The 12,657-nt window shown below is 46.4% G+C and carries 14 protein-coding genes; 6 read left to right on the top strand and 8 right to left on the bottom strand.

Annotated features, from left to right (window positions below; all coding sequences use genetic code 11):
• Positions 1-3 precede the first annotated feature (3 nt).
• Both SPB21_RS11160 and SPB21_RS11165 read right to left on the bottom strand, forming a co-directional pair.
• Positions 4-714 (bottom strand): ABC transporter ATP-binding protein, encoded by a 711-nt coding sequence (locus SPB21_RS11160; RefSeq protein ID WP_250564631.1) that lies wholly within the window; start codon positions 712-714, stop codon positions 4-6.
• A 108-nt stretch (positions 715-822) separates the two neighbouring features.
• The gene (locus SPB21_RS11165) at positions 823-999 is read right to left on the bottom strand and encodes a hypothetical protein (protein ID WP_499866574.1); all 177 of its coding nucleotides are present in this window, start codon (positions 997-999) and stop codon (positions 823-825) included.
• 25 nt (positions 1,000-1,024) lie between these two features.
• Here SPB21_RS11165 and SPB21_RS11170 point away from each other — a divergent pair, with 25 nt between their 5' ends.
• Positions 1,025-1,276 (top strand): hypothetical protein, encoded by a 252-nt coding sequence (locus tag SPB21_RS11170; RefSeq protein ID WP_163659196.1) that lies wholly within the window; start codon positions 1,025-1,027, stop codon positions 1,274-1,276.
• A gap of 200 nt (positions 1,277-1,476) precedes the next feature.
• The gene (ftsH, locus tag SPB21_RS11175) at positions 1,477-3,438 is read left to right on the top strand and encodes an ATP-dependent zinc metalloprotease FtsH (RefSeq protein WP_163701954.1); all 1,962 of its coding nucleotides are present in this window, start codon (positions 1,477-1,479) and stop codon (positions 3,436-3,438) included.
• Positions 3,439-3,471: 33 nt separating this feature from the next.
• Here ftsH and SPB21_RS11180 read toward each other — a convergent pair whose 3' ends face one another.
• The 4 genes from SPB21_RS11180 to SPB21_RS11195 form a co-directional block, all read right to left on the bottom strand.
• A complete protein-coding gene (locus tag SPB21_RS11180) occupies positions 3,472-4,077 on the bottom strand; it encodes a 4Fe-4S single cluster domain-containing protein (protein WP_163701956.1) in 606 nt (201 codons plus the stop codon).
• Positions 4,078-4,189: 112 nt separating this feature from the next.
• Entirely contained in the window at positions 4,190-4,966 is a 777-nt protein-coding gene (locus SPB21_RS11185; RefSeq protein WP_163701958.1) for a biliverdin-producing heme oxygenase, read from the bottom strand.
• A 721-nt stretch (positions 4,967-5,687) separates the two neighbouring features.
• The gene (gene hetL / locus SPB21_RS11190) at positions 5,688-6,401 is read right to left on the bottom strand and encodes a heterocyst differentiation pentapeptide repeat protein HetL (protein WP_163659200.1); all 714 of its coding nucleotides are present in this window, start codon (positions 6,399-6,401) and stop codon (positions 5,688-5,690) included.
• Positions 6,402-6,488: 87 nt separating this feature from the next.
• The gene (locus SPB21_RS11195; protein WP_250564632.1) at positions 6,489-7,565 is read right to left on the bottom strand and encodes a potassium channel family protein; all 1,077 of its coding nucleotides are present in this window, start codon (positions 7,563-7,565) and stop codon (positions 6,489-6,491) included.
• Between the two features lie 696 nt (positions 7,566-8,261).
• Here SPB21_RS11195 and thrC point away from each other — a divergent pair.
• Positions 8,262-9,659, top strand: a complete 1,398-nt coding sequence (thrC, locus tag SPB21_RS11200; protein ID WP_163701962.1) for a threonine synthase — start codon at positions 8,262-8,264, stop codon at positions 9,657-9,659.
• Between the two features lie 237 nt (positions 9,660-9,896).
• Here the strand turns inward: thrC and SPB21_RS11205 are convergent, their stop codons facing one another.
• Positions 9,897-10,040: a hypothetical protein gene (locus SPB21_RS11205; RefSeq protein ID WP_499866575.1), complete on the bottom strand. Its 144-nt coding sequence runs from the start codon at positions 10,038-10,040 to the stop codon at positions 9,897-9,899.
• A 139-nt stretch (positions 10,041-10,179) separates the two neighbouring features.
• Between SPB21_RS11205 and SPB21_RS11210 the strand changes: the two genes are divergently transcribed.
• From SPB21_RS11210 to SPB21_RS11220, 3 genes are all read left to right on the top strand, one after another.
• The gene (locus tag SPB21_RS11210) at positions 10,180-10,482 is read left to right on the top strand and encodes a hypothetical protein (RefSeq protein WP_499866577.1); all 303 of its coding nucleotides are present in this window, start codon (positions 10,180-10,182) and stop codon (positions 10,480-10,482) included.
• A 4-nt stretch (positions 10,483-10,486) separates the two neighbouring features.
• On the top strand, positions 10,487-11,044 hold the full coding sequence (locus SPB21_RS11215; protein WP_499866578.1) for a cysteine hydrolase family protein: 558 nt from the start codon (positions 10,487-10,489) through the stop codon (positions 11,042-11,044).
• Positions 11,045-11,169: 125 nt separating this feature from the next.
• Positions 11,170-11,601, top strand: coding sequence for a DUF2267 domain-containing protein (locus tag SPB21_RS11220; protein WP_163659204.1), 432 nt, complete (start codon positions 11,170-11,172; stop codon positions 11,599-11,601).
• 112 nt (positions 11,602-11,713) lie between these two features.
• On the opposite strand, the gene SPB21_RS11225 is transcribed toward SPB21_RS11220, so the two are convergent.
• Entirely contained in the window at positions 11,714-12,514 is an 801-nt protein-coding gene (locus SPB21_RS11225; protein ID WP_499056643.1) for a sigma-70 family RNA polymerase sigma factor, read from the bottom strand.
• Positions 12,515-12,657 lie beyond the last annotated feature (143 nt).

Here is a 12,657-nt window from a genome sequence, read left to right on the forward strand (position 1 = left end):
CCCTCACCACTCCAACTCCGCCGGAGACGCTTTCTGTTCATTTCGTTTAATATCGGCAATGTTGCCACTGCGCATGTGGACGATGCGATCTGCCATGGCGGCAATGCCCGCATTGTGGGTGATTACAGCCGTTGTGGTGCCAAATTCTTGGTTGACTCGTTCCAGGGTCTCTAATACTCGCTTGCCAGTCTTGAAATCTAAGGCTCCGGTGGGTTCATCGCAGAGGAGAACTTCGGGACGTTTGGCAATGGCACGGGCGATCGCAACCCGCTGTTGTTCTCCCCCCGACAGCTGCGCCGGAAAGTGATCCAACCGATCGGCTAAACCGACTAGCTCTAGGGCATCTTCCGGTTTCATGGGATGGCGAGCAATATCTGTCACCAGGGCCACATTCTCCCTGGCTGTCAGGCTGGGAATCAGGTTATAGAACTGAAACACAAACCCCACCGACTGGCGACGAAATCGAGTCAGAGACTGTTCATTAGCTTTGTTCATGGCCTGGTTGCGAAAATAAACCTGGCCACCGGAGGGGACATCTAAACCGCCCAAAATATTTAACAGTGTCGACTTGCCGCTACCTGATGGTCCCAGCAGTACGACAAACTCTCCCTCGTAAAGGTCTAAATCCACTGACTCCAGTGCATGCACCTTGACCTCGCCCATTACATAGACCTTACTGACCTGCTCCATATGAAAGACGGCAGGAGGCATCATGGATGCTGGATTTGACGTTGAATTTGCCACCATACTGGCTATTAGTAAACAAGGAATTATTTCTATCGGCAGTTACTCAAATTAAATAAACGTAAAAATGCGTCACTGTTACTCTTGTGGTGATCTTAGACAAAAAACTTGAGGAATTTGTGAGGGGTGTAACAACACGTTAATGAGATCGCACCGGACATGATTGCCGTCAGCTCGATGCTTAGTTGCGATCGCACACCCTAGGGCAGCCTCAATCCTCACAAATTCCTCAGAATGCTTGATTACTCTATCCATGGCTTAATTACAGTTAAAAACCACCATGAATATTGAACAGGAAACTAGAGCCGCTAACACTCAAAAGCGTCAGCATGCAGAGCAGTTAGACGAAAAGATGTTAAATCGAGCAGTAGAAAGTTTGGATACTGAGGATTCAGTGGCTGCTGAAGAACGTGAACATGTTACACAACAACGCCAGACAACCGAGCATTTAAAGGAAACAATGCTGAGTCGTGCAGAAGAGACCCTAGAAAAGTCAGATAGTGATGCAGGGAGATTTGAGTTAGGTGGGTAATTAGGGCTCAGGAGATAGTAATTCAGTAATGGGCGATAACTGCACGAGGAGACAGGCCTGTCTCGCCACGGGGATCATACTCATAAGTTCCTCAAATCAGCTGTTTACACTCAAAGTATGTGGCATTAGGCCCTGAACAATATGGCTGCAAATGCTTCGGGATCAAGCCTGTAAACATCATCACTTATCCGTGCAATGCTATGCAAAACCGTACCCCTCCTCGTTCATCTCCACCCAAAGACAATCCAACCGGTTGGAGGCCTGCGCTAATTAACCTCAGCTGGCTTATGGTCTGGCTGCTAATTATGGTATTTACGATGACTCGTATGCCAGAACGCCCTGAGGCAGTTCCCTACAGTGAATTCCTCACCCAGGTTGAAAGCGGTCAGGTCGCCACCGTAAAAATCAGCGAACATGAAATTGAATATACGCTCATACCCGTTGATACATCTCTCAACGATGAAGCGGCTACTCAACCAGAGGTGGCAACGACAACGCCCTTACCCGCCGACCCAGATTTATCTCGCATCCTACGACAACATGACGTTGAGATTACGGCCTTACCAACCAATGGTCGTTGGGTAGGGGGTCTCTGGAGCCTATTATTTCCACTATTGATAGTGTGGATACTATGGGGAAGCTTTGCCAATAGAATGCAAGCAGGCCCCGCAGCCCTCAGTGTTGGTAAAAGCAAAGCACGCATATATTCCCAAAGTGGGAATAGCGTTACCTTTGACGATGTGGCTGGCGTAGACGAGGCTAAGGCCGAACTCCAAGAAATTGTTGATTTTCTAAAGGATTCAAAAAAATATACTCGCCTGGGGGCCAAAATTCCCAAGGGAGTTTTATTAGTGGGCCCGCCAGGAACCGGTAAAACGTTGCTGGCACGAGCCATTGCTGGAGAAGCCGGAGTGCCCTTTTTCAGTATTTCAGCATCAGAATTTATTGAAATGTTCGTGGGTGTCGGGGCCTCACGGGTAAGAGATTTGTTTGAGCAGGCTAAACAACAAGCCCCTTGTATTGTATTTATCGACGAACTAGATGCTTTAGGTAAATCGCGGACTGCCAATGGCCCTTTCGCTAGCAATGATGAACGGGAACAAACATTAAATCAGCTTTTGGCGGAGATGGATGGCTTTGAACCCAATGCGGGTGTGATTCTGCTGGCAGCCACCAACCGCCCTGAGGTGTTAGATCCAGCACTGTTAAGGGCAGGTCGATTTGATCGTCGTATTGTCGTGGATCGCCCTGATCGCCAGGGACGAAAAGCCATTCTAGATGTTCATGCTAAGACGGTGCAGCTGTCAGATGATGTTGTGTTATCTAAGCTAGCGGCCCGTACCCCCGGTTTTGCTGGGGCGGATTTAGCCAACTTAATCAATGAAGCAGCCTTATTAGCTGCTCGCAAAAACCGTGAAGCTGTAACAATGGCTGATTTTAATGAAGCCATTGAGCGAATGTTAACCGGGCTTGAGAAAAAGTCACGGATCCTTAGCGAGCTAGAGAAGCAAACAGTGGCCTACCATGAAGCTGGACACGCGATCATCGGTGCCCTAATGCCCGGCACTGGGAGCATTGAGAAGATTTCAATTGTACCTAGAGGTGTGGCTGCTCTGGGGTATACACTCCAGCTACCAGAGGACGATCGGTTCTTAATGATGGAAGATGAGATTCGAGGCCAATTGATGATGCTATTGGGGGGACGTGCCGCCGAAGAATTGATTTTCAACAAGGTTTCCACTGGGGCCAGTGATGATATCCAAAAAGCAACAGACTTAGCCGAACGCTGTATCACGCTTTATGGCATGAGCAAAACCCTAGGTCCCATGGCTGTAGAACGTAACCAAGCACAATTTTTAGACGGATTTGGACAGCCTCGTCGCCCCATTAGTCCTCATCTGGCGGAGACTATTGATGGTGAAATCAAAGAGCTAATTGATCATGCTTATCAAATGGCCACTGCGCTCTTAGCGAGGAACCAAGCAGTCTTAGAACGAATTGCCCAAAAACTGCTGACGGCGGAGAGCCTTGAAGGTGACACTCTGAAAACATTATTGGCTGATATTCAACCATTGACCGATGTGCACGCTTGGCTAAATCCAGGCCATCAGGGGTTGCAGCCATATCTACAAAAAGAACGACACTATGAAACGACCTATTAGCTCGGAGTCACACCCTAGTTTTTCTCAACGCAGTTATTCATATGAATAGCCTTGATACCCCGTAACCAGGCGACTGCCATCCTTGAAAACATGGACTTCTATTTGATCACTGGCCCATGTAATGCGATTGGCTAGGTCCGGATTAAAGATCCGTACTTGTTGATTGCGAGATGAGACCGGTGAAGTGGGTTCATTGATGGCTAGGGACTCAACATATGGACCATCAATGAGAATATCCAACTGTTTTAACAGTGCCTGGGAACCTTCAGGGGCATCAGTTTTCTGTAATTCGTCTAATGTAAACCCGCTAAACGACATGACGTTTAACCCATGTTTTTTAACCTGTCGGGCTACTTCTGCCAGGGCAGTTGCTTGCCAAAAGGGTTCCCCCCCTGAGAATGTCACCCCTTCGTTTTCAGGATCATTCAGGATACGGCTGACCAGTTCATCAATGGATACTATCTGGTTAGGTTCAAAAGACCAGGAGGCCGGATTAAAACATCCTGGACATTCTCGTAAGCAGCCCTGTACCCATACCACGGCCCGACGCCCTGGACCGTTGACTTCAGAGCGATTTACATACCCCATAATATTGAGGTGATTGGGCGGTATAGTTGTATCTTTCTCGGCTAGTGGCATCGTATTTCTCCTAGTTACTGGATATGGTCAATCGAGCAGTTATGAAAAAATCCCCCTTGCGGGGGATATGGAGGTTCATAGAAGAGGAGGTAGCCGATGAACAAGTCAATGATTAGACAGTTACTGAAGACACGAGTTCAGTAGATACTGTCGGTGACCGATGATGGTATTCTGTACGGCCAAGTGTATCCTGGCGAGTAATCAAGTCAAAGACATGTTCGCCAATGGCTGCTTTCACCAGAGGCTCTAGCTCATTAACAATATTACAATCCAGTCGAAATGCTACATTTGCTTCGTCAACAATTTTTCGTACTAGACTCATCTCAATGGGCAATGAGTTTAAAGCATCTCTGTATTGCCCCTTAAAAGCCCGTCGAGCTTCCACAGTAGAGATATCGTCAAAGATATCGTCAAATTCATAAAAGGCCGTCCCATAGCCTTCCGGTAGTTGTAAAGCAGAACGGATAATGGCCTTTAGAGCTTGCCCGCCGGAGAGATCACCCATATAGCGCACATAGGCATGGGCAACCAATAAGGATGGATTCTGGTTAGCCACCTGATGAATGCGTTCTATGTAGTGGAGACCGGCTGAGGACGCCATAATCCCACCACGCCAATTTTTGCCATAGTAAAAAGCAAGGTCTTTTTCTAATTGTGGCACTCGCTCTAAGGAAGGGAAATACAGGGTACCCACGACAGAATGATGGGCATGCCGTCGCATTTCCTCTTCTAGAGCACTGTAAATAAAGTATAGGTTAGCGATTAGATGACGGAAGGGGTCCCTTTCAACAACACCTTTGAGAAAGCATTTCATAAATGCTGTGTTTTCTGCCAGTGCATGAGACTTCTGTGTCCCTTCCCGCAACTGCATAGCTAAGTTGTGGTTCATGGTATACCCTCAATGATTGCTGCATCGAGCTGGCTGTGGAGCCTAAAAGAAGAAAAAAGGCAAGAAATAATGCTGATTGGAGCATAGGCACGAATTAGGAGCCCTCCTTGTGACGTGCATACCTCTAAGTAGTTGGAGATACTCATTGATATTTCTTGCCAGAAAACTTGTCAGATAACTTAGAAAATATCAAGATGTTGAGACCCAGCCCACCCAGTCTTGGGATTTGAGAAGGAGGCTCGATAGCTCTGCTTCTGGCGTCTCAGGTGTGGGCCCATAACCATATTGCCAATGTGTGAAGGGGAGAAGCGACATCTGCATTTGCCTGCGGTAGATTGGCTTGAAGACTCATGGCTAAAAACGTTAGGCTTAGCTTTAATTACTATATAGCGATTAAACGATTACTGGATCCCTATTTTCAAAACTTTACGCTTTATGGTAAGTCTTAAATTCTAGAAAAACGGCATGGAATCTTTAGTATTGCTTCGTTTTGCTGAGTTGCAGCTCTAACCTATGGATGAGTCTGCCGTATATCCCTTTGGTCTGACCGGCTGATGGCTTACAAAATATGATGCCTGTGGCGGCATGGATGCACTATATTATGGTATTTATACCTAGAAAGTTATCAATAGATGTTTGCGGGAGAGCGGCGGCGGCTGTCCTTGCTCTCTCCCATAGCCTCAGTGTCTATGGGAGAGAGCGTACGTTAAAAAGTCCTTGGTTAGCCATGGGGCTGACCATCGGGCATGATGGCATGGTAGAGATTTGCCTGATGCAATACTGCACCCGTTAGGTCAGCCCCTTTTAGATTGGCCTCTTTCAAGTTCACGCCTGTCAAATCAGCATAGCTAAGATCAGCCCCTTGCAGGTTGGCCTCACTGAGATCGGAGGGAAATCCTCCAGGGCGATAGTCTTTGCCTAATTTAGCGCGACACAGCTTCGCTTGGGCTAAATTGGCCCCCCGTAAAATGGCACCGCTTAAAAATGCATAGCTTAAATCAGCCCCACTCAAATTAGACTGTCCTAGATCCGTTCTCTGGTCAGAATTAGAGCGCAAATCGGCATCCAACAGACAAGCATTAGCAAGATTTGCATCGCTGAGATTAGCTCCACAAAGGCTGGCTTTGATAAGATTTGCCTTTTCTAAGTTGGCCTGCGTTAATAGGGCACTGCTTAAGTCACTTTCTCGTAGCTGTGCCTGCTTTAAATTAGCACTGCGAAGATCGCTACCCCAAAGAATCGATTCGCTTAAGTTACAATTTTCAAAATTTACACGACAGAAGTGCGTTCGACCTAAGCGAGACTGCCGTAAATCAGATTGACTAAAGTTTGCATCACTTAAATCAAGCTGAAGTAGCTCTAACTCTAAGAGTGTTAACCCAGAAAAATCACGCTCGCCAGCCTCATAGGCCTTTAGCAGTTCTTTATTATTCATTAAACCTGTAAGGGGACTCTGATAGATTTATATCTATTCTATGCCTTTAAATGAAGATTAGATTGTTTTTGGTGTATCAATTCAGATTTATCGATATTTTCGATGGATGGGGCCAAGAATTTGATTAAGTCGCCGCAGTTCATCGGATGAGCCCATGACAATTACCAAATCTCCAGAACAAAGTAAAGTATCACCATTGGGGCCAACAATGAGTGAGCTATCCGCGCGACGAATTGCCAGGATCAAAGCTCCAGATTTTACTCTTAACTGGGCCTCTTCTAGGGTTCTGCCAATTTGAGGACAGTGTTTTGGAGAAATCAGAAACTCTTCTATATAAACAGTGCGATCTGCTCCGGTGAGAATACCATCTAAAAAGTCAACCACCTGGGGACGAATAGCCGCAGCCGCCATTCGTTTGCCTCCTGTAATATAAGGAGAAACCACCACATCTGCGCCACCGCGCTGGAGTTTTTGGACAGCTTCTTCAGTACTGGCCCTAGCAATGGTGCGAATGCCGGGGGCCAGAGTTTTGGCTGAGAGGACGGCATATAGATTCTCGGCATCGGATGGGAGCGCGGCCACCAAACCATGGGCTCGGTCGATACCCACATGAAAGAGAACCTGGTCTAGGGTAGCATCCCCTTGAAAGGTGATGAATCCCATCTGCTGAGCGGCTTGTACAGATGCTTCATGGGAATCAACCACAATGAAGGGGATAGCCTCGAACGCAAATTCTGTTGCGACTTGCCGACCTGTGCGGCCAAACCCACAGATAATATAATGACCTGCCAAAGATTTCATAAGTTTACGCCGTTGTCTCAAACGAATACCGGCTTGTAGGTGACCTTGAATTAGAGCCTCTGTAAAACAATTTAAGATATAGGCGATGACAACAACGCCCATTAAAATTAAGATAATAGTAAATAGTCTACCTCTGGCCCCTAACGGTTGAATTTCTGCAAACCCTACCGTTGCCAGGGTAATGACAGACATATAGGTCGCATCTAGCCAGGTCCAGCCCTCAATCACCCGGTACCAAAGCACACCTGATAAGACAACACAGCCTAGTGCGATCGCACCTCCCAATAAATGTCGCCGTGTCCGTTGATAGGTTTCTTCAATAAATGCATCCGACAGGGATGAGCGGGGTAAACGCGCTGGCATAAAGCTTTTTTTACTTAATTTAACCAGCCTAAACTAAGAGCTGCAACCCATAAGGTTCTAACAAGCCACGCACATTTCTATCATCACGATGCATTTTTTCTATCAAATTTGGGACGGCCTTAGCTTGATGAAGATTCTCTCATAAACCAAGAGAGAATCTAGTCTATTAACTTGTTGTCTTGAAAAGATGCTCAACAATCAAAAAAAGTTGTTCCACCCCACTATCCCGCACTAAACATTTTTCAGATCTTTGACAATTTAGGCCCCCAGATTTTGCGAGAGTACCAGGCCAATTCTGTTGAAACATTCAAACTCATTGGCAGTTTGACCATCGTACTGCTGATCAAGAGTAAAGAACACTTCGGGAGCAACTGAATACAGTCTGGTTGTGTAAGTGAGTGGTGAGTAGGAATAATCTAGTACGTTGGGTCATACATGGGGCGGCGGAACGATCCTACCCATAGGCGTCATTAGTTACACACTGCGCTTAACTAATCAACCGATTCCCCCATCACCCAATTCCCCCATCACTCATCCACAACCCAAAGCTGGGGCTCTATTTTTGTGCAATCCCCATTACGGCAACTCCTTAACCCATTGCCCTGTTGATGGTTTTGAACTAAACCACTGATGTTCACGCTCAACATATAAAATATGCTAGCGAGATACACAAATATCACTTTTCCAGGAGAATAAATGAAATACCACTCCACCCGTGGTCAAGCCCCCGTTCTTGATTTCGCCGATGTAGTCCTCACCGGTCTAGCCAGAGACGGTGGTCTATATGTGCCAGAGAGCTATCCACAGTTCTCCGTAGAGCAATGGCGACAACTACGCGGCAAGCCCTACCAAGTGGTGGCGTACGAAGTAATGAAGCCCTTTGTCGGCGATGCCATCCAGCCAGATGCACTCAAAACGCTGATTGATGAAGCCTATGCAGGCTTCCACCACAAAGCAATTGCCCCCATCAAGCAACTAGACACCAACCATTTTCTACTGGAACTATTCCACGGCCCAACGCTAGCATTCAAAGACTACGCACTACAGTTTCTCGGTAAGCTATTCGACCACCTGTTACAAGAACGAGGCGAACGCGTTACCATCCTTGGTGCAACCTCTGGAGACACTGGCTCCGCTGCCATTGAAGCCTGCCGCGACAAAGATACCATTGACATCTTTATTCTCCATCCCCACAATCGCACCTCCGAGATTCAGCGTAAGCAAATGACGACGGTGCTCTCGACAAACGTCCATAACATTGCACTAAACGCACCATTTGATGATTGCCAGACAATTGTCAAGGAGCTATTTAACGATTTAGACTTTCGCGACAAATATAAACTGTCAGCAGTAAACTCCATCAATTGGGCGCGCATCATGGCGCAGGTCGTCTACTACGTGTATGCCGCACTGAATCTAGGTGCCCCTGAGCGCACCCTATCCTTTGCCGTACCCACCGGTAACTTTGGCAATGTATTCGCTGCCTATGTCGCAAAGCGTATGGGATTGCCCATTAGTAAGCTAGCCATAGGGACCAACAAAAACGATATTCTGGCCCGCTTCTTCGATTCTGGCAAAATGAGCACCGATGCCGTTTCCCCATCCATCGCACCCAGTATGGATATCCAAATATCCAGCAATTTTGAGCGGCTACTGTTTCATACCTATGGAAATGACGCAGACCATGTCATGAAAACCATGGCTGAGTTTAAGAAAACCGGCATTTTTAGCGTATCGCCCGATGTGCTGACAGAATTGCGCAAAACCTTTGCCGGTAGACGATTTGATGATGACAGTATCGCTCAAATCATTCAGAAAATCTACCACGCCACGGGTGAGCTGATTGATCCCCACACGGCCATTGCCTGCGCCCCCGACTTATTGCAGGAGTTACCCAATGATGCCGTCCATGTTTCCCTCGCCTGCGCCCACCCAGCTAAATTCCCCGATGCCATTAAGGGGGCCGTAGATGTTTTCCCCCATCTGCCCGACTTCCTCAGTGATTTGTTTGAGCGAGAAGAGCAATTTACGGTGCTAGACAATGACCGGGCAACCGTCAAAGCGTTTGTAGAAGAAACGTTGGGAGCAAGATAAGGGGTAACAGTTTAAATCGGGACGTTTTCCAAAAAGAGGAATCAGGGGTTAGAATCTAGCCCCTTACTGACTTCTGATACGCAATCCTGATTGATAGCCTTCGGTATCGAAGGGCATCCACAAGGGAATGCCCCTACAGGATTGTCCATTTTTAATCGGATTTTGGGTGCGACCTGACAGGTCAGCGTTGGCGAGATCGCACCCAAAATCCCAGCAGGCAAAGTCCGCTGTATAGGCCTACTCAAAGCCGGGCTCGCCCCCCGACATCGAGCCGCTAGGATCATCCCATTGCCATGCGGCAAACCAAATACAACCTCTGGAGCCGAGACCCCGAAACCCGATGGCGGCCCGTCGCTGTAAGCTAGGCACCAACTTGCTCACCTATCCCCCCCTGGAGCATGGCTTTAACCGATAGTTACGCTATCGTTGAGCCTTAGCCGAAGCTTACTTAATAAGCTCTATGGAATACAACGAACAAGAGCACCTTTTAGGATATGTCTCACAGCATTGTACATCCGTAATGACAACAGCTGAATTGGCAGCACTGTCACACTTCCGCCTTAGGAAAAAAGCCCAACTCTATGGTGGAAAAATAGCCACTACTCTAGAACAAAAAAGTCAAGTAACTGCACCCAACGCTGTAGCATTGATTGAGCTGGGCGAGCAAGCTTTTTCAGAATTATTGCGCGATCGCATTGTCAGAGAATATCCTACCTTGTTAAATCGATGCCCCAATTGCGCAAAAGTACCCCGTACCCCCACAGCCAAGCAATGCCCATGGTGTTTTCATAGTTGGCGTCACCTAGAGCCCTACGGAGGTTAAGTTGATGCAGATTCCGTCCAATAGCGTCCTCATTATTATTGATGTGCAAAAGGCTATTGATCATTCCAGTTGGGGACGACGCAATAATCAACAAGCTGAGGCAAATATTGCAAAACTGCTAAGTGCCTGGCGGGCTACTCAGCGTCCAATTGTTCATGTTCGTCATCTTTCAACTGATCCTAACTCCACCTACCGTCCAGGGCAGCAAGGGTGCGATTTTAAGGATATTGTGATTCCTAACCGTGGTGAGAAGATTGTTAGCAAACACGTAAATTGTGCCTTTATTGGTACCGATTTAGAACAGTGGCTAAGACAAAATAACTATCAGACCCTAATAGTCACAGGAGTCATCACAAACAATTCCGTTGAGGCAACTGTTAGAGTTGCAGGTAACCTTAATTTTGATACCTATGTTGTTTCAGATGCCACAGCGACGTTTGACAAACTCGATTTAGAGCAAAATCTGCACCCAGCTGAGCGAGTACATGCCCTTGCCTTAGCCAATATGCATCAAGAGTACGCAACAGTAATCGACACCCCAACCATACTAGATAGCATATAGTTCTTGTTGTTTGAAATCTTCCATACAATCAATCGCCAAAAGTTTCGTTATAATCAAATAGATGTTATTAGCAATAGCTAGTGAGTATTATCGAAAATTAAAATCGATAATATCAGGAGGATGTCATGGCGGGAGCAGCTATCAATGAATCTCAGAAGGGCTTTTTAGAGCAGATAATGCAAAAGGCTAATTTCCCCGACATCTATGATGCTCGTGACACCACTGTTGTTGTGTTTCGAACCATGCGTGACATGATGACGACTGAAGCATCTGATCGTATTGAGGCGGCCTTTAGCAATCAAGAGATTGCTAAGCTCTGGCGAGACGACAATCCGATTGTGAGATTAATTAGTCGATTGCGCCCCCCACTTAAAATTGATTCCGAAATCTTTATGCGTCGCATTACCCAAGAAGGCAGTGTTCCCAAAGATGTCACTCCACAGGGGGTGACCATCGCTGTCTTTTCAACCGTAAGAAATGAACTGCCCACAGAAATTGTGCAAGAAATTTCTGGTTACCTCCCAGACGGAGTTAAGGTTTTGTGGGAACAGCTATAGGCTCCTAAAATCGGGCCTCGCCGCCTGCCCTTTGTCTTGCGCTAGTTCTCTCCTTTTACAAAAGAACAAAACCATGGTTTAACATCTCTGTAGATTTTATCAGAGCAACCCTTTAGCCAGATACTTTTGATGTAGAAACACCTTCTGAATCTGTATGGGAACTGATAATTTGATTGCATATATCAATACACTCGTTGCAAATATAAGCAGGTATTGCATCTAATGCTGACCCCGCAATCAGTAAATTAACTTCAGTCTGATTCTTGCCACAAAATGAGCAGCAAAATTTTGTGGGTATCTGAGCAGCATGATTAGTGGACATTGTTTTATTCTCCATATTGAAAACAGATTGGGGCTGTAGCAACGATAATTTTTCTTTGAGTTGATGACGTGATTTATGCAACCGTCCTTTGACAGCACCCACTGAAATATTTAAGTGAGCCGCCACTTCTTTTAAGCTGAGTTGCTCTTCATAGAACAGCAGCGTGGCTAATCGATTTTTTTCAGATAGTTGCTCAACTGCATTCAGAACAGTAATGCGCAGTTCCTCTTGTTCAACAATTTTCTGAGGAGAGGCTGAACTACCAGTCAATGGCTCATCCATTAGCTTTTGAACCATGGTTTCAAGGGAAAAACAGATAACTTTATGGCGTTTGAGGTGATTGCGGCAGATGTTTAACACAATGCCGTAAAGCCAGCTCTTAAAACGGGTTGGCTCCCGCAGCTTCTCTAGAGACAGATAGGCCTGTAACATGGCCTCTTGCACTAACTCTTGAGCTAAATCATCATTGCCCACTAAACGTTTTGCCAGACGTTGGGCCATCGGTTGGTAACGCAATACCAACTGACCGAATGCGGCCTTATTTCCCTGCCGTACTAGAAAAATTAATTCCTGATCGTTTTCCTCAGGCATGTCTGTTCTATAAAACTAACTGGCTAATAAATAGTGGCAGGGTAGTCCAAAAAGGTTACTTCGCCATGGCCAGTGAGTTGCCAAATCGAATGAAATATTTTAGTTAGGAGGATAAGGCAGTTAGTGGTAAGTTTTTATGGATT

Origin of the sequence: Leptothoe sp. ISB3NOV94-8A, assembly GCF_043421595.1 — a bacterium.
GTDB lineage: Bacteria > Cyanobacteriota > Cyanobacteriia > Phormidesmidales > Phormidesmidaceae > Leptothoe > Leptothoe turfae.